Origin of the sequence: Nonomuraea sp. NPDC026600, assembly GCF_040638335.1 — a bacterium.
Taxonomy (GTDB): domain Bacteria; phylum Actinomycetota; class Actinomycetes; order Streptosporangiales; family Streptosporangiaceae; genus Nonomuraea.
On the sequence record NZ_JBEZYD010000006.1, the window covers coordinates 1 to 25,446 of the forward strand.

At 70.6% G+C, this 25,446-nt stretch carries 26 protein-coding genes and 1 pseudogene; 15 read left to right on the forward strand and 12 right to left on the reverse strand.

The genetic code is table 11. From position 1 onward, the window contains the following. Positions 1-93 (forward strand): annotated as a pseudogene (locus tag AB0F17_RS15625) (sugar ABC transporter ATP-binding protein); the annotation flags it as partial. Positions 94-189: 96 nt separating this feature from the next. After that, positions 190-522 carry a putative quinol monooxygenase gene (locus AB0F17_RS15630; protein ID WP_358022381.1) on the forward strand — a complete coding sequence of 111 codons (333 nt, stop codon included), beginning with the start codon at positions 190-192 and terminating at the stop codon, positions 520-522. A 72-nt stretch (positions 523-594) separates the two neighbouring features. Here AB0F17_RS15630 and AB0F17_RS15635 read toward each other — a convergent pair whose 3' ends face one another. Next, entirely contained in the window at positions 595-1,161 is a 567-nt protein-coding gene (locus AB0F17_RS15635) for a hypothetical protein (protein ID WP_358022383.1), read from the reverse strand. Between the two features lie 213 nt (positions 1,162-1,374). Then, entirely contained in the window at positions 1,375-1,497 is a 123-nt protein-coding gene (locus tag AB0F17_RS15640) for a hypothetical protein (RefSeq protein WP_358022386.1), read from the reverse strand. Between the two features lie 271 nt (positions 1,498-1,768). Between AB0F17_RS15640 and AB0F17_RS15645 the strand changes: the two genes are divergently transcribed. Continuing rightward, the gene (locus AB0F17_RS15645; protein WP_358022388.1) at positions 1,769-3,757 is read left to right on the forward strand and encodes a transposase; all 1,989 of its coding nucleotides are present in this window, start codon (positions 1,769-1,771) and stop codon (positions 3,755-3,757) included. A 94-nt stretch (positions 3,758-3,851) separates the two neighbouring features. On the opposite strand, the gene AB0F17_RS15650 is transcribed toward AB0F17_RS15645, so the two are convergent. From AB0F17_RS15650 to AB0F17_RS15675, 6 genes are all read right to left on the reverse strand, one after another. Continuing rightward, complete coding sequence (locus AB0F17_RS15650) at positions 3,852-3,935, reverse strand: NAD-dependent epimerase/dehydratase family protein (RefSeq protein WP_358023834.1); 84 nt, start codon at positions 3,933-3,935, stop codon at positions 3,852-3,854. A 28-nt stretch (positions 3,936-3,963) separates the two neighbouring features. Further along, complete coding sequence (locus tag AB0F17_RS15655; RefSeq protein WP_358022391.1) at positions 3,964-4,095, reverse strand: hypothetical protein; 132 nt, start codon at positions 4,093-4,095, stop codon at positions 3,964-3,966. Between the two features lie 100 nt (positions 4,096-4,195). Beyond that, positions 4,196-5,437: an MFS transporter gene (locus AB0F17_RS15660; protein WP_358022394.1), complete on the reverse strand. Its 1,242-nt coding sequence runs from the start codon at positions 5,435-5,437 to the stop codon at positions 4,196-4,198. Between the two features lie 158 nt (positions 5,438-5,595). Further along, on the reverse strand, positions 5,596-6,273 hold the full coding sequence (locus tag AB0F17_RS15665; protein ID WP_358022397.1) for a septal ring lytic transglycosylase RlpA family protein: 678 nt from the start codon (positions 6,271-6,273) through the stop codon (positions 5,596-5,598). Positions 6,274-6,587: 314 nt separating this feature from the next. Next, the gene (locus AB0F17_RS15670; protein ID WP_358022400.1) at positions 6,588-8,114 is read right to left on the reverse strand and encodes an ATP-dependent DNA ligase; all 1,527 of its coding nucleotides are present in this window, start codon (positions 8,112-8,114) and stop codon (positions 6,588-6,590) included. Between the two features lie 111 nt (positions 8,115-8,225). Beyond that, positions 8,226-8,600: an FKBP-type peptidyl-prolyl cis-trans isomerase gene (locus tag AB0F17_RS15675; protein WP_358022404.1), complete on the reverse strand. Its 375-nt coding sequence runs from the start codon at positions 8,598-8,600 to the stop codon at positions 8,226-8,228. 76 nt (positions 8,601-8,676) lie between these two features. Here AB0F17_RS15675 and AB0F17_RS15680 point away from each other — a divergent pair, with 76 nt between their 5' ends. After that, on the forward strand, positions 8,677-9,432 hold the full coding sequence (locus AB0F17_RS15680) for an SDR family oxidoreductase (protein ID WP_358022407.1): 756 nt from the start codon (positions 8,677-8,679) through the stop codon (positions 9,430-9,432). Between the two features lie 9 nt (positions 9,433-9,441). Here the strand turns inward: AB0F17_RS15680 and AB0F17_RS15685 are convergent, their stop codons facing one another. Beyond that, a complete protein-coding gene (locus AB0F17_RS15685; protein WP_358022410.1) occupies positions 9,442-10,881 on the reverse strand; it encodes a GuaB1 family IMP dehydrogenase-related protein in 1,440 nt (479 codons plus the stop codon). A gap of 93 nt (positions 10,882-10,974) precedes the next feature. On the opposite strand from AB0F17_RS15685, the gene AB0F17_RS15690 reads away from it, so the two are divergent. Further along, entirely contained in the window at positions 10,975-11,430 is a 456-nt protein-coding gene (locus tag AB0F17_RS15690) for an effector binding domain-containing protein (RefSeq protein WP_358022413.1), read from the forward strand. Between the two features lie 45 nt (positions 11,431-11,475). On the opposite strand, the gene AB0F17_RS15695 is transcribed toward AB0F17_RS15690, so the two are convergent. Further along, on the reverse strand, positions 11,476-12,000 hold the full coding sequence (locus tag AB0F17_RS15695; protein WP_358022416.1) for a TetR/AcrR family transcriptional regulator: 525 nt from the start codon (positions 11,998-12,000) through the stop codon (positions 11,476-11,478). A 91-nt stretch (positions 12,001-12,091) separates the two neighbouring features. On the opposite strand from AB0F17_RS15695, the gene AB0F17_RS15700 reads away from it, so the two are divergent. The 6 genes from AB0F17_RS15700 to AB0F17_RS15725 are packed head-to-tail and all read left to right on the forward strand — an operon-like array spanning position 12,092 to position 17,485. Then, the gene (locus AB0F17_RS15700) at positions 12,092-13,309 is read left to right on the forward strand and encodes an FAD-dependent monooxygenase (RefSeq protein WP_358022419.1); all 1,218 of its coding nucleotides are present in this window, start codon (positions 12,092-12,094) and stop codon (positions 13,307-13,309) included. A gap of 35 nt (positions 13,310-13,344) precedes the next feature. Next, positions 13,345-14,517: a glycosyltransferase gene (locus tag AB0F17_RS15705; protein ID WP_358022422.1), complete on the forward strand. Its 1,173-nt coding sequence runs from the start codon at positions 13,345-13,347 to the stop codon at positions 14,515-14,517. An 11-nt stretch (positions 14,518-14,528) separates the two neighbouring features. Then, complete coding sequence (locus AB0F17_RS15710) at positions 14,529-15,233, forward strand: hypothetical protein (protein WP_358022425.1); 705 nt, start codon at positions 14,529-14,531, stop codon at positions 15,231-15,233. A 20-nt stretch (positions 15,234-15,253) separates the two neighbouring features. Then, complete coding sequence (locus AB0F17_RS15715; protein WP_358022428.1) at positions 15,254-15,598, forward strand: hypothetical protein; 345 nt, start codon at positions 15,254-15,256, stop codon at positions 15,596-15,598. Further along, positions 15,598-16,704 (forward strand): glycosyltransferase family 4 protein, encoded by a 1,107-nt coding sequence (locus tag AB0F17_RS15720; RefSeq protein WP_358022431.1) that lies wholly within the window; start codon positions 15,598-15,600, stop codon positions 16,702-16,704. The genes AB0F17_RS15715 and AB0F17_RS15720 overlap by 1 nt, the downstream gene beginning before the upstream one ends. A 40-nt stretch (positions 16,705-16,744) precedes the next feature. Then, complete coding sequence (locus AB0F17_RS15725) at positions 16,745-17,485, forward strand: hypothetical protein (protein WP_358022434.1); 741 nt, start codon at positions 16,745-16,747, stop codon at positions 17,483-17,485. On the opposite strand, the gene AB0F17_RS15730 is transcribed toward AB0F17_RS15725, so the two are convergent. Both AB0F17_RS15730 and AB0F17_RS15735 read right to left on the reverse strand, forming a co-directional pair. Beyond that, complete coding sequence (locus AB0F17_RS15730) at positions 17,448-18,605, reverse strand: cytochrome P450 (protein ID WP_358022437.1); 1,158 nt, start codon at positions 18,603-18,605, stop codon at positions 17,448-17,450. The two genes, AB0F17_RS15725 and AB0F17_RS15730, sit on opposite strands and share 38 nt — an antisense overlap. Positions 18,606-18,639: 34 nt before the next feature. Beyond that, positions 18,640-19,761 carry a CaiB/BaiF CoA-transferase family protein gene (locus AB0F17_RS15735; protein WP_358022440.1) on the reverse strand — a complete coding sequence of 374 codons (1,122 nt, stop codon included), beginning with the start codon at positions 19,759-19,761 and terminating at the stop codon, positions 18,640-18,642. Positions 19,762-19,901: 140 nt separating this feature from the next. On the opposite strand from AB0F17_RS15735, the gene AB0F17_RS15740 reads away from it, so the two are divergent. The 4 genes from AB0F17_RS15740 (at position 19,902) to AB0F17_RS15755 (ending at position 25,193) form a co-directional block, all read left to right on the forward strand. After that, a complete protein-coding gene (locus AB0F17_RS15740) occupies positions 19,902-21,443 on the forward strand; it encodes a serine/threonine-protein kinase (protein WP_358022444.1) in 1,542 nt (513 codons plus the stop codon). Between the two features lie 22 nt (positions 21,444-21,465). Continuing rightward, positions 21,466-22,449, forward strand: a complete 984-nt coding sequence (locus tag AB0F17_RS15745; protein ID WP_358022447.1) for an NAD(P)-dependent oxidoreductase — start codon at positions 21,466-21,468, stop codon at positions 22,447-22,449. A 130-nt stretch (positions 22,450-22,579) separates the two neighbouring features. Further along, the gene (locus AB0F17_RS15750; protein ID WP_358022450.1) at positions 22,580-23,929 is read left to right on the forward strand and encodes an FAD-binding oxidoreductase; all 1,350 of its coding nucleotides are present in this window, start codon (positions 22,580-22,582) and stop codon (positions 23,927-23,929) included. 4 nt (positions 23,930-23,933) lie between these two features. Continuing rightward, positions 23,934-25,193 (forward strand): cyclopropane-fatty-acyl-phospholipid synthase family protein, encoded by a 1,260-nt coding sequence (locus AB0F17_RS15755; RefSeq protein WP_358022453.1) that lies wholly within the window; start codon positions 23,934-23,936, stop codon positions 25,191-25,193. Positions 25,194-25,446 lie beyond the last annotated feature (253 nt).

Sequence of the window (25,446 nt, forward strand, 5' to 3'; positions counted from 1 at the left end):
CTCGGCGTGGAGCAGACGGCCCAGGTGCTCGCGCTGATCGGACGGCTACGCGAACGCGGGCTCGCGGTCCTGGTCATCTCACACAACCTGGCCGTGCTTTGACGTCAGCCGACCGCACGAGCTTTCGCGATTCGGCGAACGGCCGGGGTCGGCCTCGACCTGAAGGCCGCCCACCGGAAGAATGGCCCCATGATCTTCATCACCGCGAAGTTCCGCGTCCTGCCCGAGCACGCCGACCGGTTCCCCGAGATCGCGGGCGAATTCACCCAGGCGACCCGCGACGAGCCCGGCTGCCTGTGGTTCGACTGGTCGCGCAGTCTGGCGGATCCGACCGAGTACGTGCTGGTCGAGGCGTTCCGCGATGGCGAGGCCGGGGCAGCGCACGTACAGTCGGAGCACTTCAGGAAGGCCCAGCAGACCCTGCCGCCGTACCTCGCCGAGACGCCGCGCATCGTGAACGCGACCGTGCCGCAGGACGACTGGTCCCTCCTCGGCGAGATGGCCGTGCCCGAACGGGACTGACCGCCGGAGCGTCGCTCAGTGCTGAACCCTCAGGTAGCGCTGGTGGCAGGCTCATCTCACCGCCGATCGAGGTCAGCGGAAGGCTTCGGCGTGTGCGTCCGCCCACTGTTCGAAGGTGCGGGGCGGGTGCCCGGTCACCTCTCGCACGGTCGGCAGGACCTGCGACTCGTCGAGCGTGCCATCGACGTAGAAGCTGAAGAAGGCGTCGACGTACTCGACCGGCATGCTCGCCTCCATCTGAACCCGAGCCTCCTCGTCCGGCAGTCCCTCGCAGCGCAGGTCCCTGCCCAGCACCTTGGCCAGCATGGCGATCTGCTCCGCGGGCAGCAGCGAGTCCGGGCCGGTCAGCTCGTAGATCCGGCCCTCATGCCCATCGCCGGTCAGCGCCAGGGCCGCGATGTCGGCGGGGTCGATGGCGGCGGCTGCCACCCCGGCGAACGGTACGCGCACCAGGTCGCCGATCCGAAGCTGCGGCAGCCAGCGCAGCGCGTTGGACATGAACGCCCTGGGCCGCAGGAACGTCCAGGGCACACCCGCCTCCCGCGCGGCGCGCTCGGAGAGCGCCATGTACCGGGAGATCACATTGTTCATGTCCGCTTGCGCGGCCGAGCCGCTCGTCAGCAGTACGACCCGTTGCACCCCCGGTCCGGCGTATGTGGGCCAGCAGTCCGGGCATGTCTGCGTATCCCGGCAGCAGGAACACTCCCCCGTACGCCGATCAGGGCATCGGCCAGGGTATGAACTGCTGCTCATATTCGCTATGAAGGCCCTGAACATCGGCCATGATCTGTCAAGGTTTCCTCTTGGTCGGCGGTGTCGGCCGGGCCGGGCGGGATCATCCCGCAGGGCCGATCATGGATCGGCGGGGCGTTCGCCGAACCGGTTGTCTGCGGTGCCGCTGAGCCTGCAGATCCGCAGCACGGCGGGTTGCGGCTGGTTCTGGCCGAGCAGGCAGATCAGAATGTTGTCGTTCATATGTTCTACCCGCTAGGGTCAACCGCTGGTAATCTTTCGCTTACCGATCGTGAGGTTTGGTTCCGGAGGGGCGGGGGTGCAGGCATGCGGGCGTACCGGTTCCCCTCCGATCGCGACGTGCTGAGCGCGTGGTGCACCTGTTGCCACGACCGCCGCCTGGCCGGCACCCTCGTGCCCGCATGTGGTCGCCGGGCGTCGAGAACTGCTCAGAGGGCGGCCGATTCAAGCGCGGTCGGTCACCTTCGGCCCACCTCCGAGACGGGAGCGGTGGATGAGTGACCTCACCGCGACCGCCTGCTGCACCGCCTATGCAGCGGTGGTGGAGGCGACCGGTGAGGTCGTTGCGCAGGGTCTGCTGGTGCGGCGGGTGGTCTGGCTGGCCAGCCTGGCGCGCGACCTGACCGCCCGTCTGGTGGCGGCCCGGTGGAATGCGGCTGATCTGGACGCTTTGGCGTCCGGGGTGGGGTTGGACGGGCGGGTGTTGCCGTCGAAGGGCTGGATGGCTGTTCGTCGGCTCGGCTGGGGCGTGGGCCCGCCCGCGGGCGTACATGTGTGCGATCGGGTGGTGCGGTGCGCGGAGGAGCAGGCCGCTCGCCTGTTGCGGCTGGCGCTGCACCGGCGCCGCCTGGTGGCGGCGATCGTGACAACCTGGCCACAGAATACGAGTGCACGCACCGGCGCCGAGTGGGAGGCATTGCGTGCGCTGCTGCCGGACGGGGTGAGCGCGGCGGAGGTCCGTAACCGGAGTCGGCAGATCCGCGCCTATCTTGACGAGCATGAGGTGTTGCCGGCTGATCTGATCGAGTTGGAGGAGCCGCCGAAGGTTGCGGCGCAGGTGGTGCTGGCGGCGGCCGACCGGCAACTGCTCACCCTGCAGCGCACCGGCCACCGCAGCGCCCGGCTGCGGGTGCGGCTTCCGCTGGTCGAATCGCCCGCGTCCGCCAGGGACTGGGCGTGGCATGTGCTGCCGGTCATCTTGCCGCCGACCGTCACACCTGAAGCGACGTTGTGCGCCCCCACCGTGAGGGTGACCAAGGGCCGGGTGCGCGTCGATCTGCCGTTCCGGATCCCGGTCGGCTTCGCGCCCGCTGCCGGTCATCGGATCGGGTGCGGGTTCGACTGGGGCCTGAACGGGCTGCTGGTCGGCGTGGTAGGGGAGTTGGCCGGTGGCCGGGTGATCAGTGATGGGCGGCCGTTCGCCTACGATGCGAGCGGTGTGTCGGCCAAGCTGCACCGGTTGCGGGCCGAGCGTGAGCACCTGGCCGCCAAGCACCGGCGTCTGGAAGGGCTGCTGGCGGGGATCACGCCTGCTGATTCCCGTTACGTCGCGTTGAGTACGGCCTGGCAGCGCATCGGGGTCGAGCATGAGCGGCTGTGTGCGCGCATTCGGCATCTGAACAAGGCGCTGGCCTGGTCGGCGGCGCGATGGGCGGTCGATCAGGCCGTCGCTGCGGGGGCGACGGTCATCTACCTGGAAGATCTGGCCACCCTGGAGGCGCGCGGGCGCCGAGGGAGCTGGAACGCGCGCCTGTCGGGGCAGGTGCGCGGCCGGATTGTCGAGGCGATCCGGCATCTGGCGGCCAAGCACGCCATCGCGGTGGTCACGGTCCCGGCGCGCGGCACCTCCAGGTACTGCCCCCGGTGCGGAGCGGGCACGTCGGTGCTCAAGCATTGCCCGGCTCCGGACCGGTTGGCCGAGCGGGGCTGGCGGTGGGCCTCCTGCCCGGCGTGCGGCCTGTCGTGTGATCGGGACTGGGCGGCGGCCGAGCGGATCGTCGCACGCGGCTTGCTCGGCCAGCACGCCACCCGCACCCATCGTTCCACCGGGGTCCGCACCATCGCCACCGTCGTGGAGGGCAACGTGGCCCGCGCCCGCCGACCGCGCAGGCCTACCCGGGCGGCCCGGCGCGCCCGCCGCACTCGAACCGACCTGCACCCCCGACCGGCCGCACGCGACAGGGCCAAGAAGCGCCCCACCCCGAAACGGCCCACCCGCACCTCAGCCAACTCACGAAACAACTCGATGACTTTCAGCCGTGTGCCCGACCGGCGTACGGTGCCCGCCCCACCGCCTGCGGGCGGTGGACAGCGTCCGGCGGGCCATGCACCCAAGGCGGGACGGCACCAGCCGTACCGGACAGGGCATGTCAGGAATTTTCACCATCGGACCGGCTTCCACCACGCCAAAGCCACCCCCGTGCTCACGTTCACCGAGCACCGGGGCAGCCCAGGCCAGGCCACGCCCGTCCGAGTTGCCTGATTCCTCCAGGCAACTACAGGGAATTCAAGACGCTGTCGGGCTGGTTCAGGGGGAGGGTGGCGGCCCGCGGGTCGCGTACCAGCGCGCGCACCCGCTACCCGGCCTGGGCCAGAGCGGCCACCAGGTGCGAGCCGATATTGCCGGTGGCGCCGGTCACTAAGATCATCATGTCTCCCATCGGTTATCAACTTACGAGGTAAGGAGCTCTATGCGGTGCCGATGAGGCCGACAGCCAGGGTGATCAGCGCGACGGCGAGGAGCAGGCCCCCGACTGGCGTGAGCATCGTGAGCGCTTCGCGAAGGATGTACATATCCTCCGCGAGCAGAATCCGGATCATGCCATCCCCCATCACGACTACTCGAACCGGCCGCCTTGGTGCGTCGGAAGTGTAGTTCCTCGGCGAGGGTCGGAGATGTCGCTGTCTCGCCGCGAGAGCCTCACTCGCCGGGTTCGGGCAGGCGGAGCGCGTACAGGAGCCACACCAGGGCGAAGCCGACGGCGAGTACGCCGAGCAGGCGGGTAGCCCCCGTCATGCCCACCACGACGGTCAGCGGAGCCACCGCCAGCGACGACACCCCTTGCAACCCCGACGACAGCCCGAACGCCGTGACCATCACGCGCCCGCGGATGTGGTCGGGGCTGGCCACCTGTAGCCCGTTGATGGCCAGGATCGCGCACGCGCCCACCCCGAGGTGGCCGGCCATGGCGGCGAGTATGCCTAACCACAGGCTGCCGGCCTGGGCCAGGGCGAGGTAACCCAGCCCGAACACCGCCAGGGCACCACCCGGCACGAGCAGCCGTCGCCGTGGCGACGTGCCGGTCAGTCGCCGGCCCAGGAACGGCCCGAGCACGGAGCCCGCCCCCTGCGCCAGGTACAGGACGCCGACTCCGGCGTCGGTGGCGCCGAACCGTTCGAGCGCGTAGACGGGCAGGAGGCCGACGATGCCGTAACACAGGCGCAGCGCCGCCGTCAGCAGGAGCAGGGCCGACACGGTGGGGGTGCCACGGATGAAGCGCCACAGTTCGGAAGTGTCGGTACGTACGCGCATGCGGCGGGTCGCCGGGGCGGTGGAGAACGGGCGGCGGATCCGGGCGATGAGGACGGCGGACGCGGCGAAGGAGGCGGCGTCGATCAGCAGGGTGGCCGTGCTGCCCCAAGCGGCCGTGACCAGGCCGCCGAGTCCCGCGCCGAGCAGCAGGCTGGAGGAGTAGAGGCCGCCGAGCGTGGCCTGCGCGATGGGCAGCCGGTCGGGGGCGACGAGGTTGGGCAGGACGACCTCGGGGATCGGGCTCGACACCGCGGCCGACACCGACAGCACGGCCAGCGAGACCAGCGCCATGGGGACCGATCCCAGGTGGAAGGCGGCCAGCAGACCCGCGAGGGGGACGATGGCGGCGAGGTCGCAGGCGATGCGCAGACGGCGGCGGTCCAGGCGGTCGGTCAGCGAGCCGATGAGCGGCATCAGCAGGATGCCGGGCAGCGATTCGACGGCGAACAGCAGAGCCGTCAGCCCGGCCGAGCCGGTGCGGTGGTAGACGAAGGCGTTCAGGGCGACGAAGGTGAACCAGTCGCCGGTCAGGCTGAGGGCCGAGGCGAGGAAGAGCCGGCGGAAGTCGGGGTTGCCGCGCAGCAGGGCGAGCAGCGCGATTCCGGGCAGGCGGGAAGGAACGGATGACACCTGGTGACTCCAAGCAGCCGAGCCGTCCGACCGGAAAGGCCGGACGGGCGAAGGGGGGATCGCTTCGCGGGATGCCCGGCGGATCAAGCGCCGGGCGGCTGCTGATCAGTCACACAGGTGTTGCATGAGTGGAGGTTAACGCACCGCGGGACGCGGCGTCAGGAGCGGGCCAGGACCTCGTACTTGACCGTCATGACGCCGGCGCCCGTGTCGCCGATGGCGGAGAAGGCGGCTGACGAGAGGTCGAGGCAGCGACCGCCCACGTACGGACCGCGGTCGTTGATGCGGACCGTGACCGATTCGCCGTTGGCCGGGTTGGTGACGCGTACCCTGCTGCCCAGCGGGAGCGTCTTGTGGGCGGCGGTCATGGCGGACGGGTTGAAGCGTTCGCCGCTGGCGGTCATCTGCCCTTCGTCGTAGAAGGAGGCGCCGCAGGTGCCCGAACTGAGTACGCGGGTCTTCGGCTTGGCGGCCTCGGTCTTCGCCTTGCGGACAGGCACGGTGTTCGCCTTGTCGGCCGGCTTGGTCTCCGGCTGGGCGGCCGCGCCCTTCGGCAGGGCGGTGGCCTTGGGGGCGGCCGACTTGGTGCGGGGCGTGTTCGGCTGAGGGGTCTTGGCGGCCGTCGAGGGGGTGTCGGCCTTCGTGTACGCGGGGGACGGCGCGACGTCCACCGCGGCGGTGGTCTTGGGGGCGTCGTCGTTGGCGACGGCGGCCCAGGCGGTGGTCGAGGCGGCGGCTACGACGGCCGCGCCGGCCGCGACAGTGACCCAACGGCGCTTGCTCGGAGCCTGACGCTCCGGGTTCGGACGGCTCGGCTTGGCGGAGTGCTGGCCCAAGGTAAACCACAGTCCTAGCTAGGGGAAAGGACAGGGAAAGGCCAGGTCGGGGGCAGATCGGGGGTGCGCGTCGGCCAATCCCATGCGCAGGGCGGGTGCCCGGCGAATGTGGACGAACATATGCGACAAACAGTAAGTAAAGACAACTTAATGGGACATTAAGTGATGTATCTCACTTTGATGTCAAGTTGACCAGGACGCCGAGCGTACGCCGGGGATCTTGGGACGTCCGGGGGAACGCGGACTCTGTCACCTTGGGGATAGGTTGATGGGCAGTTTGCGGCATGCCGAACTAACCTGCCGTACCAAAAGGGTCAGAGCATGAGCGAGCGGACCGTCTCCACCGTGTCGGCGTCCGCCGCCTGCTTGTCGGGCCGGTAGCGCAGCACCCGCGCGAACCGCAGCGCCATCCCCCCGGGGTAGCGCGGCGACCGCTGCACCCCGTCGAACGCGATCTCCACCACCAGCTCGGGACGGAGCTTGACCGTCCACTCGTCGGCGGGCCCTTCGGCCAGCTCCAGGAAGCGTTCAGTCTGCCAGGCGAGCAACTCGTCGGTCAGCCCCTTGAACGTCTTGCCCAGCATCACGAACCCGCCGCCTTCCGGGTCACGGGCGCCGAGGTGCAGGTTGGACAGCTTGCCTTCGCGGCGGCCATGGCCCCATTCGGCCGCGAGCACGACGAGATCGAGCGTGTGACGCGGCTTGACCTTGATCCACCCGGCCCCCCGGCGGCCGGCCGCATAGGGGGAGGCCAGTGACTTGACGACCAGGCCCTCGTGGCCGGCCTTGATCACGCCGGTGAAGTACTGCTCCGCCTCCGAGACGTCACCCGTGACGAGCCGCGGCGTGAGCAGGCCGGGTATGACGGTCTCCGCGAGGAGCTCCTGGCGCAGGGAGTAGGGCAGGTCGAGCAGGTCGGTCCCGTTCACCCGCAGCGCGTCGAAGAAGAACACGCTCAGCGGCGTCTCCTCCCGCAGCCGCGGCACGTCGGTCTTGCTCGTCACCCGGCTCGCCGTCACCTGGAACGGGTGCGGCCGCCCGTCGGGCCGCAGCGCGATCACCTCGCCGTCGAGCACGAGGTCGTCGGAGGCCAGACCGAGCACGGCCTCCACGAGTTCGGGCACCTGGGCGGTGATGTCGTCGAGCGTGCGGGTGAACACCCGGACCTGGTCGCCGGAGCGGTGCGCCTGCACGCGTACGCCGTCGAGCTTCCATTCCAGCGCGGCCGGGGAGCCCGCCTTCTCCAGCGCGGCGGCGACGTTCGGGGCGCTGCCGGCGAGCATCGGCGAGACCGCCCGGCCCACCTCCAGCTTGAACGCGTGCAGCGCCGCCACCCCACCGGCCAGCGCCGCCGCGCCCACGGCGGGCAGCCAGCCGCGCAGCGTCAGCGCCCGCCGCACGTCGGCGGACGGCGCGCCCGACGCCTTGGCGATCGCCTCGATCATCACCCCGTCGAGGGCGCCTTGGCGCAGCTCGCCGCCGAGCAGCTTGAGCATGAACGCCTGCTCCTGGCTGGTCAGCCCGGCGAACAACTGGGTGACCAGCGTCTTGCGCGCCGCCTGCGAACCCTGGCCGGAGACCGACTTGATCCTCGACAGCAGCGCGTCGACGTCGGTGAGGGTGGCGGTGGCGGCCAGCTTGGCGGCGGGCAGGTCCTGAAGGGTCCGCCAGCCCACGCCCACCTGGCGCTGCGGCAGCTCACCCGACAGGTAGGAGATGGCGATCTCCGCCTCATCGGCGCCGACCCTGCCGAGCAGCTCCGCCAGATGGCCGACCTTGCCGAGCCGGGCCGACGTGCGTGTCACCGCCTCAGAAACCCGCACCACGTCGATCAACAGCACATGCCCTATGTTGCCGTACTTCGCCGACAATTCCGCCGCGCTTAGACCAGCATTTTGTCCGGTGTTGGGCCCCCGAAGGGGCGGGGCGGGCTTGGGGCCCGCCCCAGCGTGTTAACGGACGGCCAGGAGGTCGACGACGAAGATGAGCGTCTCTCCACCCTTGATGCGGGCGCCGGCGCCGCGGTTGCCGTAGCCGAGGTGCGGCGGGATGACCAGCTTGCGGCGGCCGCCCACCTTCATGCCGGCCACGCCCTGGTCCCAGCCGGCGATGACGCGTCCGCCGCCGAGCGGGAACTCGAACGCGTTGCCGCTGTTCCACGACGCGTCGAACTCCTCGCCGGTCGAGAACGCGACGCCCACGTAGTGGACTTTGACGCTCTGGCCGGGCTTGGCCTCGTCGCCGTCACCCACGACGATGTCGACGATCTCCAGGTCGGCGGGCGGGTTGCCCTCCGGGAAGTCGATTTCCGGCTTCTCGAGTGCCACGAATAGCTCCTGTTGACGAATTGGCGATCAGGAATGAACCCGACGACTCTATGCGGTCGGGATAAGGTCAGCGTTCATGGCCGCCCTTTCTCCTGATGCGATCCTGCTCACCGGGCGCGTCGCAGTGATCACCGGGGCGGCGCGAGGGATCGGACGGGCGATCGCGGAGACGTTCGCGGCATTCGGGGCTCTGGTCGCGATCTGCGACCGGGACCAGCCCCCCTACGACAGCGAGTTCGCGATGACGCTGGACGTGCGCGATCCGGTCGCCGTCGAGGTGTTCGCGCAGGCCGTGCGGGAGCGGTGGGGGCGGGTGGACGTGCTGGTGAACAACGCGGGCGGGACGTTCCACGCCGCGTTCGCCGACACGACGGTCCGCGGCGAGCGGACCCTGATCGAAGAGAACTTCACGCAGGTCACCGGCATGATCCGGCGGCTGCTGCCGATGATGGGGGCCGGGGCGTCGATCATCAACGTGACCTCCAGCGAAGCGCATCAGGCGGCGCCGGGGTTCGCGGTCTACGCCGCGATGAAGGCGGGGGTGGAGAGCCTGACGAAGTCGCTCGCGCTGGAGTTCGCGCCCCTGGGCATCAGGGTGAACGCGATCGCGCCCGACGGGCTGCCCACCGACGGCGAGGCCGAGGTGCGGGAGCGGATGACGGACGGGCCCTTCGAGCCGGTACGACTGCCGCCGCTCGGGCACCTCGGGGAGCCGGCCGACGCGGCGGGCGCAGCGGTGTTCCTGGCCAGTGATCTGGCCAGGTTCGTGACCGGCGCGACGGTGCACGTCGACGGCGGGATCCACGCGGCGGGCGGCTGGCGCCGCACCTGAGGCTCCGCGCTACCAGCTCTGGTGGAGCGGCATGCCCTCGGTGTAGCCGGAGGCGCTCTGGATGCCGACCACCGCGCGCTCGTGGAGCTCCTCCAGGTTCGCCGCGCCCGCGTACGTGCACGACGACCGCAACCCGGCCACGATCGCGTCGATCTGGTCCTCCACGCTCGGCCGGCGCGGATCCAGGTACATGCGCGAGGTCGAGATCCCCTCCTCGAACAGCGATTTCCTGGCCCGATCGAACGCGCTGTCCTCCGCCGTGCGCAGCCGCACGGCCCGCGCCGAGGCCATGCCGAAGTTCTCCTTGTACCTGCGCCCGTCGGCGTCGGTGCGCGCGTCGCCGGGCGACTCGTACGTCCCGGCGAACCAGGAGCCGATCATCACGTTCGCCGCGCCCGCGGCCAGGGCGAGCGCCACGTCACGCGGATGCCGGACGCCGCCGTCGGCCCACACGTGCCGGCCGAGCCGACGCGCCTCCGCCGAGCATTCGAGCACGGCCGAGAACTGCGGCCGCCCCACCCCGGTCATCATCCGCGTCGTGCACATGGCGCCGGGGCCGACGCCCACCTTGAGGATGTCCGCCCCCGCGTCCACCAGGTCGCGCACGCCCTCGGCGGTCACCACGTTGCCCGCCGCCACCGGCACGCCCGGGTCGAGCGCCCGGACCGCGCGCAGGGCGGAGACCATCTTCTCCTGGTGCCCGTGCGCGGTGTCGACCACCAGGCAGTCGATCCCGGCGTCGAGCAGTTCCTTGGCCTTGGCCGCGACGTCGCCGTTCACGCCGACGGCGGCCGCGATGCGCAGCCTGCCGGCGGCGTCGAGCGCGGGCTGGTAGAGCGTGGCGCGCAGGGCGCCCGTGCGGGTCAGGATGCCGACCAGGCGGCCCTCGGCGTCGACGATGGGCGCCAGGCGGTGGCGGCCCCCGTGCAGCCGGTCGAAGGCCGCGCGCGGCTCCAGCCCGGCCGGCAGCGTCAGCAGCTCGCTCGACATCACCTGCGAGAGCTGCGTGTACATGTCGACGCCCTGGCAGTCGGCTTCGGTCACCACGCCGACCGGACGGTTGTCCCAGTCGACGACGATGACCGCGCCGTGGGCGCGCTTGGGCAGCAGCTGCATGGCCTCGCCGACGGTGTCGTGCGGTGTCAGCGTGAGTGGTGTGTCATGGACCAGGTCGCGCTTCTTGACCCAGTCGACGACCTCCGTCACGACGTCGATGGGAATGTCCTGCGGGATCACGGTGATGCCGCCCCGGCGGGCGATGGTCTCGGCCATGCGGCGGCCGGCGACCGCGGTCATGTTGGCCACGACGATGGGGATGGTGGTGCCCGTGCCGTCGTTCGTCGAGAGGTCGACCGCGAGCCGGGAACCGACCGAGGAACGCGACGGGACCATGAACACGTCGCTGTACGTCAAGTCGTATTGCGGCACGAGGCCGTTAAGGAACTTCACGTTCGTCCATCCTATGCGGTGACTGCTAACAAGGGGTTTTCCCTGTCTCGTGGCCATATGATCGGCCAGGAAACTTAGGGGGATGGAGGGCCTGTGGAGGTCACTGAGAGAAACGAGCTGACAGTCGTCGGTATCGCCGTACGCACTTCGAACGCCGACGAGATCGACCCCGCCAGGGCGAAGCTGCCCGTGCTGTGGCAACGAGCGGGCGCCCCCGGGGCGTTCGCGCACGTGCCGGGACGCGTCGACGAGAACCTTTACGCGGTCCTGACCGATTACGAGAGCGACCATCACGGCGCCTACACGCAGATCGTCGGCATCGGCGTCCGGACGGTCCCCAGGCTGCCGGAGGGCATGGTCGCCGTACGCGTGCCCGCGGGCACGGCCCTGCGAGTGGAGGCGCGCGGCCAGATGCCGCAGGCGATCGTCGACGCCTGGCAGCAGGTGTGGAAGCACACCGAGTCGGGCGGCACGCCCCCGCGGGGGTTCACGACGGACCTTGAGGTGCACCACCCCGGTGGCGCCGACCTGTACGTCGCCGTTTACTAGGCGTTTCCCGCACCCGAGCCCGATCGGGCTCGGGTCATGGGTTGCTCATAGGCCGAGCGCGGCCGCGGCGGCTTCGACCGCCGCCGGTTTGACCTCGTCGAGGGACAGGTGGGCGTACTCCACCGAACAGTCGGACATCCCACCGATCGCCACGGTCGCGTGGATGTGCCGGGCGGGGGCGGGGTCCGGGCCGAGCAGCAGCGTGATGAGCCGCCGCCGCCAGTCGAACATGCGCTGACCCAGGTCGAGATAGCCCAGCGTGGACATCTCCCGCACGATCATGACGGTGATGTCGCGGTGCCGCCAGATCATGTCGAAGTAGTCTTCGAGCAGCTCGCGCGCGTCACCGGACTCGCGCGTGGCCACGAACCGCTCCATGTCCTCGACCAGCGGCTGGATGATGCTCCTGACCAGCTCGTCGCGTGAGGCGAAGTGGTAGTAGAGGGCGGGCTTGGTGATGCCCAGCCGGTCGGAGATCTGCCGCAGGCTGGTGTTCTGCACTCCCTGCTCGACGAACAACTCGCGCGCCACCGCCTGGATGCGCGCCTTGGTGTCACTGGGCCTCGCCATGGTCCAAGACTATCCCTTACCTATCGTTAAGTAAGCCCTTGCGTTCATCATTCCGGCTGGCTTACCATCCGTTAAGTAAGGAGGTGCCACCATGCAGATCCTGATCTCCGGCGCGAGCGTCGCCGGACCTGCCCTGGCGTACTGGCTCAACAGGTACGGCTTCGACGTCACCGTCGTGGAGCGCGCCCCGTCGCTCCGCAAGACGGGCGGGCACGCGATCGACCTGTTCAGGCCCGCGATGGACATCGTCGAGAAGATGGGCCTGATCGACCCGATCATGGCCAAGAAGACCGGCACGAACTGGCTCACCATGTACCGCGAGGGCGCGGAGGGAGCCGTGGAGGTGGACCTGCGGCGCGTGTTCACGGCCGTGTCCGACCGGCACGTCGAGATCATGCGCGACGACCTCAGCGAGATCCTCTACGACGCCACCCGCGACGACGTCGAGTACGTCTTCGACGACTCCATCACCGCCATCGGCGAGGACGGAACGGTGACGTTCGAGCGCGGGGCGGCCAGGCGGTTCGACCTGGTCGTCGGCGCCGACGGGCTGCACTCGAACGTGCGCGGCCTGGTCTTCGGCCCGGAGTCGCGCTTCTCCACCTGGATCGGCGCCTACCTGGCCGTCTTCTCGGTGCCCAACTACCTCGGCCTCGACGGCCGCATGGAGGGACTGTCCGGCATCGGGCGGGTGAGCGGGATGTACGGCGCGGCGCACATGGCCGACGCGCGGGCGTTGTTCATGTTCAGGACGCCGGAGCAGCTCCAGTACCACCACCGCGACGTCGCCCGGCAGAAGGAACTGCTGCGCGAGCGGTTCGCGGACATGGGCTGGGAGGTCCCCCGGCTCTTGGCGGAGCTCGACCGCACCCCGGCCTTCTACTTCGACTCGATCACCCAGTTACGGCTGGACACCTGGTCGCGCGGTCGCGTGACGCTGGTCGGCGACGCGGGCTACTGCCCGGGGCCGGCCGTGGGCGGCAGCACCAGCCTGGCCGTCGTCGGGGCGTACATCCTGGCCGGCGAGCTGGCCACCGCGCACGGTGACCACGAGCGCGCCTTCCCCGCCTACGAGGCCGAGATCGGCGATTACGTACGGCGCAGCCGTACGTTCGCGATCGGGGCGGCCAAGCGGATCGTGCCCGGCACGCGGTTCGACCTGTGGGCCCTCACCCAGGCCGCGCGGTTGATCGGTCACCTGCCGGTCGCGGTGAGCAAGGCCGCGGCCAAGCTGGGCAGCAAGGGCCTGCGGCTGCACGACTCGATCGCGTTGAAGGACTACTCGGCGTACGAGAGCGTGCGCCGGTAGATATCCGGCGGGAAGCCGCGAATAGACTGCGCGCCGTGCGTGCCGCTTATTTCGCCTTCGACCGGTTCCCTTCGAGCAAGGGGTCGGCGGTGCACATCGGGCAGATGGCGGCCGAACTGTTCGACCGGTTCGGCGGTGGGCTGCTGGGGGTGCTGGGCGGGGGCGGGCTGCCGCGCTACCAGCGAGAGGGCGACATCGAGATCGCCAGGTTCGACGAGCAGATCCCCAACCTGATCGACCGGGCCGAGGCGTACTCGCACTGGGTCGCCCGCCACCTCGCGCCGCACCTGGAGACGCTGGAGCTGGTCCACGTGCGTGACCCGTGGAGCGCGCTGCCGGTGCTCGGCCACCGGCACAAGGTGGTGTACGAGGTGAACGGGCTGCCGTCCATCGAGCTGCCGCACACCTGGCCACAGGCGGCCCCCGCCACGGTGGCCAAGGTGCGGCGGCTGGAGGAGCACTGCCTGGAACATGCGGACGCCGTTGTCGTGCCATCGAGCGTCATCGGCAACGCCATCCGCAAAATGGGGATAAATCCGGAAAAAGTGTTCCTTGTGCCGAACGCCGCCGACCCCGTCGCCCCGCCGCAGCCGACAGCGACTGCGTCGACGGCGACGGCCGGTGCGTCGTCGGTGCCGCGCGCCAGGCCGCCTGGCGCGCCGGAGCACTACATCATCTATGTGGGCGCCCTCCAGCGCTGGCAGGGCGTGGACGTGCTGCTGCGCGCCTTCGCCAGGCTCGCCGACCTGACCGACCTGCGCCTGGTCATCTGCTCCTCCGTCCCGGAACGCCGCGCCAAACCGCTCCAACGCCTCGCCGACCGGCTGGGCGTGGCCGAGCGGATCATGTGGCGGTTCACGCTGCCCCACGACGAGGTGGCCGGCTGGCTCGCCGGCGCAGCTGTGTCCGCCGCCCCGCTCACCGCCTGCCCGCGCAACCTCGACCAGGGCTGCGCCCCGCTCAAGATCCTGGAGTCGATGGCCGCCGGCACGCCGGTCGTCGCCTCCGACCTGCCGGCCGTACGGGAGATCCTGGGGGAGGACGGCCGGCTGGTCGCGCCCGACCGGCCCGCCGAGCTGGCCCGCGCGATCCGGATCCTCCTGGAGTACCCCGGACAGGCGCGGGCGATGGCGGCGCGGGCCAAGGGCAGGGTGCCCACCTGGGCCGATTCCCGGGCAAAGCTCGCCGAGGTCTATAGCCGTGTGTAATGCTTCGCACCATGTTCTGGCGGAAGACGCGCGCGGCTATCGCCGGGTTCCACCCGCTGCACCAGACCCTCATCTGGGAGCACACGCTGTCGGCCACGATGCCCAAGACGGAATGGGCGGCGCTGCTGGCCAGCCTCGCCCGGCATGACGCGCTCGTCCGCAGGCGCAAGTGGCGGCTGCCCGTGCGCACGGAGAGCGCGCTGGTGCCGCTGATCAGGGTGCTCTGCGAAGACGTCGGGCGCGGCATGGTCGGCATCACCGCCGACCTGCGCGGCCACGGCGTCCCCGGCAAGACGGGGCCGCGCCAGGCCCTGCCCGCCGTACGTCCGGTGCGCCGGGCCGAGCAGTGGTGGGTGACCGATGCGTGGCTCAGCGCCCGCTCGGAGCTGCGTGACGGCGGCGTGCTCACACTCGCCGTCACCGACGTGGTCAGGTACCGCCACATCGTCAAGGTCAACCCGCGGGGCAAGCGCAAGAGCAAGACCAAGACGAAGGGCGTGCAGCGGATCCAGACCAGCCGCTCGCTGGCCAAGGACCAGACGCCGGTGCGGCCGGGCAGCCCGCCGCCGTGGTGGATCCAGGTGAAGGTCCGTCCGGGCGTGAAGACCGTGATCAGGGCCGCCGCCAAGGTGCCGCTGCCCGCCGACCGCGACCAGCTCGGAGTGATCATGACGGCGGCGACCGAGCCGTTCAGATGGACGAAGTCGTTCAGATGAAAACAGAGGAGGCGGGCCGCGTGACCCCGTGCATGGTGAGCACCGGATTCTTCGTGCTCGGCCGCTGTGGCCGCGCGCCGGTGGCCGCCTGCGGCCGGTGCGGCAGGCCGATCTGCGACCGGCACGCCGCTCCCGGCGGCGTCTGTCCCGAGTGCGCGGCCGCCCAGGGGTACAGCTCCCCGTACGACCCGCTGTGGACCAGCGGCTTCCGCCGCCACCACTACTACAGCACCTCGTCCACGTACTCGGACCCCGGCTGGTACGGCTCGTTCGACGACTACGACAGAGGCGCCTTCGACCCCGAGGACCAGGGCGACTTCGGCGACTTCGGCGACGGCGACGACCGCGACTTCGTGGACAGCTGATGCGGCTGCTGTGGCTCACCGAGCACTACCCGCCGAGCAGGGGCGGCATGGCCGAGTCCTGCGACCGGATCGTCAGGGGCCTGCGCGAGGCGGGCGTGGAGATCGACGTCGCGCATCTGACCAGGCGGGACCGGCCGTGGCAGGTCGGCGGCGAGCGGGGCGGGCGGCTGCTCACCGTGCCGCTGGAGGACAATCCCGAGCACGCGCTGCGCCGGCTGTGGACCACGCTGCGCGGTGAGTCGTACACGCACGTGGTGGCGTTCGGCGGCACGTACGCGATGCTCGGCGCCCCGATCCTGGCCGCGTGGCTCGGCGCCCCGCTGGTGACGCTGCTGCGTGGCAACGACTTCGACACCGGCGTGTTCTCGCTGCGCCGCAGGGGCGCCCTGCTCGACGCGTTACGCGCCTCGGCGGCGGTGTGCGTGGTGGCCTCCGGGCACGCCCCGCTGGTGTCCGCGCTCGTTCCGGAGGCGCGGGTGCGGTGGGTGGCCAACGGCATCGACACGTCGAGCTGGCAGATCCTGCCCTCCGAACGCGCGGCGGGCCTGGCCAGGCGGGCCGCCGCGGGCCGGCGCACGATCGGGCTCATCGGGCAGCTCAAGAACAAGAAGGGCGCCGGCTTCCTGCTCGACGCGCTGGCCGCCTCGGGGCACGCCGACCTGTTCCACCTGCTGCTCGTCGGGGAGCTGGAGGAGCAGTTGGCCGTGCCCGCCGGGCACACGCGGCTGCCGTTCCTCGACCGCTACGAGCTGCCCGCGCTCTACGCCGCCTGCGACCTGGTCGCGCTGCCGTCCTTCTACGACGGGCTGCCGAACGTGGCCCTGGAGGCCGCGGCGCTCGGCGTCCCGCTGCTCGCCTCCGACGCGGGCGGGCTGGCCGACCTGGTCGACGACGAGATCGGCTTCCGCTTCGCCGCCGGAGACCCGCACGAGTGCCGGGCGGCGGTCGACCGGGCCGCGCGGGCCACCGACGAGCAGCTCGCGAAGCTGGGCACCGCGGCGGCCGAGCGGGTACGCAGGGACTTCACGGTGGCCGCCGAGACGGAGGGTTACCTGCGGGTGTTCCGCGAGAGCGCAGGCTCGTCCGTTTCGCCCGACGGCACATGATCGGCTGCTCCGCCCGGCAGCACATATCGTCTGCGGCGCCATGATCGTCTGCTATGCCCGGGGCGGCGGGCTCGGCCACCTCACCCGGGTCGGGGCCTACCTGCACACTGTCCATCCGGGCGCTGCGGCCACGATCCTCACCGAGTGGCCGGGCGATCCGGCCGCGCTCTCGGGGGCCGACGAGATCGTGGTGGACGCGTTCCCCGCCGGGCTCGACGGCGAGCTGGACGCGGCGGAGGTGCCGCCGGGGGTGCGGGTCGTGCATCTGGCCAGGCTGCTGCGCTGGGACGCCTACCGGCCGCTGATCCCGGACCGGCCGCTCCGCTTCGCCCAGACGTGGCTGGCCGAGCCGGTGAGCGGGCCGCACCTGGCGTATCTGCGCTCGGTCTCGGATCGGATCGCCCCGCTGGCGCTCCGGGATCCGCCGGGCCCGCCCGCGACGGCTCCCGGCGACTGGCTGATCGTGCACTCCGGGCCGCCCGAAGAGATCCTGGAGCTGGTGGCGTACGCGCGGGAGAGCGCCGCCCTGGAAGGGCTCAGCCCGCGCCTCGTGCTCGTCTCGCCCGCCGCGCCGCCCGGCCTGCCGGCCGAGGTCGCGCATCTCGCCGTCTGCCCGGCCTGGCCGCTGTTCGCCACGGCCGGCCGCATCGTGTCCGCCGCCGGTTTCAACGTGGTACGGCAGGCCGCGCCGTACCGGCACAAGCACCGGATGGTGCCCTTCCCCCGCCGCTTCGACGACCAGTTCACCCGCGCGGCGAGAGGACGACGGGAAACGACGTGACGCCGCGCACGAACGCGTTGGGCAGGATGCGCGGGCCGGCGTCGTCGGCCCAGGCGGCCGAGCCCACCCGGTCGATCCACTCCTCGAAGAAGATCCGTAACTCCAGCCGGGCCAGGGCCGCGCCCAGGCAGAAGTGGGTGCCCAGGCCGAACGCGATGTGCCCGCCCGGCTTGCGCGTCACGTCGAAGACGTCCGGGCGGTCGAACACCACCTCGTCCCGGTTCGCCGAGCCGTACATGAGCAGGACCTGCTGGCCGCGGCCGATGTGCTGCCCGTGCAGGTCGGTGTCGCGGGTGGCCGAGCGGCACATGTTGAGGATCGGCGTGGTCCAGCGGATGAACTCCTCGACCGCGTTCTCGATCCGGCCCGGGTCCTCGCGCAGCAGCCGCCACTGGTCCGGGTGGCGGATCAGCGCGTCGATCGCGGTCGCGATGACCGTGCGGGTGGTCTCCGCGCCGCCGTCGAGCAGCAGCAGCGCCTCGTTCGCCAGGTGGTCGTCGTCGTAGGCGGCCCGGCCGGACCAGAGGGTCACCAGGTCGTCGGCCGGGCACGCGCGGCGCTCCGCGGCCAGGGCCAGCACGGCCTCGCCGAACTCGCCCGCGGCGACCGCGGCCTCGTGGGTGACGTAACGCAGGCCGCCGCCCGCCACGATCGTGGTCTCCGACCAGTGCTTGAGCCGCGGCCAGTCCGCGTCGGGGAAGCCGAGCAGCCAGCCGATCATGCGGGCGGGCAGCGGCGCGGCCAGGGCGGGCACCGCGTCCACGGTGCCGGCCTCCAGGGCCTGGTCGATCAGCTCGGTGACGACCTCGCGGACGCGGCCGGCGTAGCGCTCGTGGACGTGGCGCGGGGTGAAGCGGCGGTAGACGAGGCGGCGGTGCTCGGCGTGCTCGGGGTCGTCCATGCCGATCATCGACGGGTCGGACGGTAACTGGGGGCGGTAGCCGCCGGTGCTGGTCCACAGCCCGGGATCGCGCTCGATGGCCGAGATGTCGGCGTGCCGGGAGATGCCCCACAGCCCGTTCGCGGCGTCGTGGTGGACGGGGGAGTGGGCGCGCAGCCAGGCGTAGACGGGTGCGGGGTCGCCCGCGTACAGGGCGCCGTCGAGCAGGTCGGGGTTCATGTCGGGCCGGGACTCCCTCAGGTCGGGGTTCAGGTCAGGCCAGCACTCCCTGGGAGCGCAGCTTCTCCGCCGCCTCGGCGTTCAGACCCCAGGCGGACAGGTCGGCGAGCCGGGTGGCGGGCGAGAGGTCCTGGCCCGGCACGCCGAGCAGGCGCGGAGCGGGGACCGGCTGGCTGAGGCCTCCGACGTCGGCGAAGGCGCCCCTGGCCACGTTGTGCGGATGACGTACCGCCTCCGCCATGGACAGGACCGGCGACACGCACGCGTCGGAGCCCTCGAACACCGCCTCCCACTCCGCCCGCGTCCGCGACCTGAACTCCTCGGCCAGGCGGGCCCTGAGCGCGGGCCACTGCTTCCGGTCGCCGCGGTCCGGCAGGTCCGACAGCCCCATCCGCGTCACCATCGCGTCCCAGAACTGCGGCTCCAGCGAGCCGACCGCCAGGAACTCCCCGTCCGCCGTCTCATAGGTGTCGTACTGGGGCGCGCCCGTGTCCAGCAGGTTCGTGCCGCGCGCGCCCCAGAAGCCGCTCTGCACGCCGTGGTAGAACATCGCGAACAGGATCGAGGCGCCGTCGACCATGGCCGCGTCGATCACCCGGCCCTTGCCGGTGCGTTCCCGTTCGAACAGGGCGAGCAGGACGCCGTACGCGAGCATGAGGCCGCCGCCGGCGAAGTCGCCCAGGATGTTGATCGGCGGCGTCGGCTTGCCGCCCTCGCGGCCGAGCATCGACAGGATGCCGGAGATCGCGATGTAGTCGATGTCGTGGCCCGCGGTGGTGGCGAGCGGGCCGTCCTGTCCCCAGCCGGTCATCCGGCCGTAGATCAGCCGTTCGTTCACCGCGTGGAGGTCGTCGGGCCCGATGCCGAGCCGTTCCGCCACACCGGGCCGGAACACCTCGATCACCACATCCGCGTGCGCGGCCAGCTCCTTGAACGCGGCGACGCCCTCGGGCGACTTCAGGTCCAGGCCGATGGTGTGCTTGCCGCGGTCCATGACGTCCTTGCGCGGCTCGTCGGACACGGCGGCCACGCGATCGACGCGCAGCACGTCAGCGCCGTGGTCGGCGAGCATCATCCCGGCGAACGGCCCCGGCGCGAGCCCCGCGAGCTCCAGCACCCGGACCCCGGAGAGCGGGCCCTGACGGCCTTCAGACATCGGTATCTCCTACGACTCGGCTGGCCCCAGTAGAACAACATTCGGTGACCTGTGGCAAGACGCCTTCCCGACCTTCAGGCAGACATACGCGAGGTATGGGAAACTTGCCCACTGTTCGGGTGGGTCTACAGGGGTTGGACATGGTTTCGGATAGCAACCGGCTGGTCGCCAAGCGATACCAGTTACTGCGCGAACTGGGGCGCGGCGGGATGGGCGTGGTCTGGGAAGGCCGCGACACCCTGCTCAACCGGCAGATCGCGGTGAAGGAAGTGCTCCTCCCCGCGGGACTGCCTCGGGCGGATCAGGAGCGGCAGCTGCTCCGCACCGCCCGCGAGGCGCGCATGGCGGCGCGGCTGAACCACCCGTCGGTCGTCGCGATCTACGACGTCGTCGAGGAGGACGGCCGGCCGTGGATCATCATGGAGCTGGTGCGGTACCCGTCCGTGGAGGAGGTCGTCGCCACGTCCGGAGCCCTTCCGGTGCGGCAGGCGGCCGACGTGGGCCGACAGGTCCTGTCGGCGCTGCGGGCCGCGCACGCGGAGGGGATCCTGCACCGCGACGTCAAGCCGAGCAACATCCTGCTCACCGACGACGGCCGGGCCGTGCTCACCGACTTCGGCATCGCCACCGCCGAGGGCGACGCGTCGCTCACCCAGACCGGGATGGTGACCGGCTCGCCGAGCTTCCTGGCTCCCGAGCGGGTGCGCGCGGCCGAGTCCGGGCCCGCCTCCGACCTGTGGTCGCTCGGCGCCACGCTCTACGCCACGCTGGTCGGCCGCTCGCCGTTCGAGCGCGGCGATCCCATGGCCACGCTGAACGCGCTGCTGAGCGACGAGCCGGACTACCGCCGGATCCCGCCGATCATGCACCCGGCCCTGCAAGGGCTGCTGCGCAAGGAGCCGCACGAACGGGTCAACGCCGAGCAGGCCGACGCGCTGCTGGCCGCCGTCGTCGCCGCCAAGCAGCCGAACAACGACCGGGTCGTGGTCGAGCCGAAGCAGCGCCGCGGCGGTGGTCGTACCCTCGTCGCGGTGGCAGCGGCGGCGGCGCTGGTGGTCGGGGGCGGCGGATTCGCCTTCTTCAAGCTCAGCGGGGCGGCCGAAGGGGCGCCGGTCGTCACACAGAGCGCGGTGGCGGTCAGCGCAGCGCCGAGCACGACGCCACCCGGCGCCGAGGCCAGCGAGACGCCCACTCCCACCCCGACGCCCACCCGCACGAGGGTCGTGGCGACGGTACGGGCCTGGACGTCGCCCGACGGCTGGTCGATCATGCGGCCCGTCGGCTGGAAGGGCGCGCGCAAGGAGGCGTACACCGAGTGGACCCGCCGGGACCAGGCCGCGCACCTGGGCGTCGAGGCCGTCTACGTCAACCTCGACCCGAACCAGCTCGTCCGCGACTCGCAGGAGACCTTCAAGCAGAACGCCACCGACCTGCAGATCCTGCGCCGCAGGGCCGTCACGCACCAGGGGACCAAGGCCGTGGAATGGGAGTTCACCTACACGGCGGGGGCGACCGGCGACGCGCCGTGGAGCACGCAGGGCACGAGGTATCACGAGATGCAGCGGGCGGTGGCGATCGGCGACACCGCCTACATCCTGTCGTGGACGGCCACCGAGGCCCAGTGGAAACGAGACCAGGGGTTGATGCGGCAGGTGATCGCCAGCTTTACGGTGGCCACATGAGTTCGATGTCGCCGGTGATCGCATGACGCCCTGGGACCTTCTCGCACTGCCGCCGCTCCCCGAGGAGCCGCTGCGGCGGCTGCTCGCGCCGCTCGGCGACCGGGTGGCCGTGCGGGTGCCGCCGGCCCGTGACCGCGCCGCGCTCCTCGCCTCGCTGGCCGAGGCGGAGATCGTGCTCGGCGACTGGACGGCGCGGTTGGCGCTCGACGCGGAGGCGGTGGCCGCCGCGCCCCGCCTGGCCTTCGTCCAGCAGCCCTCGGTCGGTGTCGACGGCCACGACCTGACCGCGCTGGCCGCCGCGGGCGTGCCGCTGGCCAACACGGCGGGCGTCAGCGCCGTCGCGGTGTCCGAGTGGTGCCTGGCCGCCGCACTGTCGCTGTCACGCAAGCTCGCCGAGGCCGACGCCGCCGTCCGCGCGGGCCACTGGCCGCAGCAGAGCCTCCAGCCCCGCGAGCTGCACGGGCGGCAGGTCGGCATCGTCGGCTTCGGCCCGATCGGCGCGGCCTGCGCGCGGCTGTTCCGGGCGTTCGGCTGCCAGGTGTCCTACTGGACCCGCACACCCCGCGAGGAGCCCGGCTACCAGGAGCTGGAGCCGCTGCTGTCCACCTCCGACGTGGTCGTCGTGGTGATCGCGCTGTCCGAGGAGACCCGCGGCCTCATCGACCCCCGGCGGCTGAAGCAGGGCGCGTTACTGGTCAACGCGGCCAGAGGCGGGGTCGTCGACCATGCGGCGCTGACCGATGCGCTCACCGGCGGGCACCTCGGCGGCGCCGCGCTCGACGTGTTCGACATCGAGCCGCTGCCGGACGGCGACCCGCTGCGCGAGCTCGACGGGGTGCTGCTGTCGCCACACGTCGCCGGAGTGACACCGGAGTCCACAGGACGCCTGCTCACGGCCACTATGGAGAACCTCACGGCGGCGCTGGACGGCCGCGCGGTGGAGAACGTGATAAATGGGATATCTCCGGTCATCCGCCGGAAGTTTAATGGTTCGCCCACCGCGTAGGCATACGACCTGGCACGATAAACAGTTTTCGTGTCTTTAACGACCCCGGTCTGGTCGATGTCAGTCCAGGGAGATACCTTCTTCAGGACGATCTCTACCGGCTCAAGGGGGTGCTCCAGTGACGACGTCGATGTCGACACACCAACGGGCAGTAGAGCACATCAGGCAGTCGTACGCGGAGCTCCCGGGGGACGCTTCGCCCCGACTGTCCAAGGCCACGTCCAACCTCTTCAGATTCCGCGACTCGGGCAAGACCGCCAAGCTCTCCGCCAGGGAGCTCGACGAGGTCATCAGTGTCGACCCGGTGACGATGACGGCCGAGGTCCAGGGCATGACGACCTACGAGCACCTGGTCGATGCCACGCTGCCGCACGGGCTCATGCCGTACGTGGTGCCCCAGCTCAAGACGATCACGCTGGGCGGCGCGGTGACGGGGCTCGGGATCGAGTCGACCAGCTTCAGAGACGGCCTGCCGCACGAGTCGGTCGAGGAGCTCGAGATCCTCACCGGCGACGGCCGCGTCGTCATCGCCCGCGACGACAACGAGCACCGCGAGCTGTTCCGGGCCTTCCCCAATTCCTACGGCACGCTCGGCTACGCCCTGCGCATCAGGATCAAGCTCAGGAAGGTCGAGCCGTACGTCAAACTGACGCACGTCAGGTTCACCGACGCCGACAAGTGCATGCTGGCCCTGCAGGAGATCTGCGAGAGCATGGAGCACGACGGGGAGCCCGTCGACTTCGTCGACGGCGTCTTCTTCGAGCCGGGGGAGCTCTACATCACGGTCGGCCGCTTCGCCGAGCGCGCCCCCTACACCTCCGACTACACCGGCATGCGCATCTACTACCAGTCGATCAGGCAGCGCAACCGCGACTGGCTGACGATCCGCGACTACCTCTGGCGCTGGGACACCGACTGGTTCTGGTGCTCGCGTGCCTTCGGCGTCCAGCAGCCGGTGGTCCGCTCGCTGATGCCGCGCCGCTGGATGCGTTCCGACGTCTACCGGCGGCTGGTCGCGCTCGACAGGAAATACGGGGTGATCGCGCGCGTCGACCGATGGCGCGGCCAGCCCGTCCAGGAATCGGTCATCCAGGACGTCGAGATCCCGGTCGAGCGGGGCGCGGAGTTCCTGGAATTCTTTCACGACAAGGTCGGCATGACGCCGGTGTGGATGTGCCCGCTGCGGGCCTCGTCCCGCTGGCCGATCTATCCGATGGAGCCCGGCAAGCTGTACGTCAACTTCGGCTTCTGGGGAATGGTGCCACTGCCTCGGGGGCAGTTCGACGGCTACTACAACCGTCTCATCGAAAACTCGGTGCACGAACTCGACGGGCACAAGTCGCTTTATTCAACCTCTTTCTACGCCCGTGAGCAGTTCTGGCAGCTGTACAACGGCGATGCTTACTGGCCGGTCAAGCAGGAATACGACCCGAACGGCCGAATGCTTGACCTGTACGACAAGTGTGTACGGGGAAGGTGAGTAGATGGCTCTCGCATCCATCTTTGAGAAGATCGTTGGCTCGGAAGCCAACATCGCGTTCATGGCCTACGACGGCAGCAAGGCGGGACCCGACGGTGCGGACCTCGCCCTGGAGGTCAAGTCCCCGATAGCGGTAGCCTACCTCGCCCAGGCCCCCGGGGAGCTGGGCCTGGCCAGGGCCTACATCTCCGGTCACATCGACATCCACGGCGACATGTACGCCCTGCTCGACCGCATGTGGAACATCACCACCAACGACCTGACGACCTCGGAGAAGCTGGCGGCCGTCCGTTCGCTGGGACTGAAGCCGCTCCTCATGCGCGTCCCGGCGCCGCCGCAGGAGATCCGGTCGAGCACCCTGGCCAGGCTCGGCTCCCGGCACGCCAAGCAGCGTGACGCCGAGGCGATCCACCACCACTACGACGTCTCCAACCGCTTCTACGAGTGGGTCCTGGGCCCGTCCATGGCCTACACCTGCGCCGTCTTCCCCTCGGAGGAGTCGACGCTGGAGGAAGCTCAATACGCCAAGTTCGACCTGGTGGCCCGCAAGCTCGGCCTCGAGCCCGGCATGCGGCTGCTCGACGTCGGCTGCGGCTGGGGCGGCATGGTCATGCACGCCGCCAAGCACTACGGCGTCAAGGCCCTCGGCGTCACCCTCAGCAAGCAGCAGGCCGAATGGGCCCAGAAGGCGATCATCGACGCCGGTCTCCAGGACCTGGCCGAGGTCCGCTTCATGGACTACCGCGACGTGGTCGAGTCGGGCTTCGACGCGGTCAGCTCCATCGGTCTCACCGAGCACATCGGCAAGCACAACCTCCCGTCCTACTTCTCGTTCCTGTACAGCAAGCTCAAGGCGGGCGGCCGCCTGCTCAACCACTGCATCACCCGGCCGACCGGCACCGAGAAGACGTTCAACAAGGGCGGCTTCATCAACCGCTACGTCTTCCCCGACGGGGAGCTGGAGTCGGTCGGCTACCTGGTCAGGCAGATGGAGGACATCGGCTTCGAGATCCGCCACGAGGAGAACCTCCGCGAGCACTACGCCAGGACGCTCCGGCACTGGTGCGACAACCTCGACGCCAACTGGGCCGATGCGGTGCAGGAGGTGGGCATGGGCACTGCCCGCGTCTGGGCGCTGTACATGGCGGGCTGCATCGTGGGCTTCGAACGCAACAAGGTGCAGCTGCACCAGGTGCTGGGGGTCAAACTCGACTCGGAGGGGCGCGCCGGGGTGCCGCTCCGACCGTCGACCGACTGGCCCTAGAGCTTCCGGTGTGAGGGGTCTGCCCGGCCCCTCACACCCACGGCGGCCCGTCCCAAAGGGCCTTCCGTCCGCTCCGGACGTTCTTCTTTCCCACCCCTTACCCGTCTGGGTGGTTGGCCGTCTGATGCCCGCCCGCCCAAAAAGGCCCTCCGCTTCGCTCCGGACGTCCTCCCAGGCGGGCTGACGCCCGCCCCCTGAAGGACCTCGCTCCGCTCGGACGCCCTTCCTGAAGGCTTCGCCGGGCTGGCCGGAC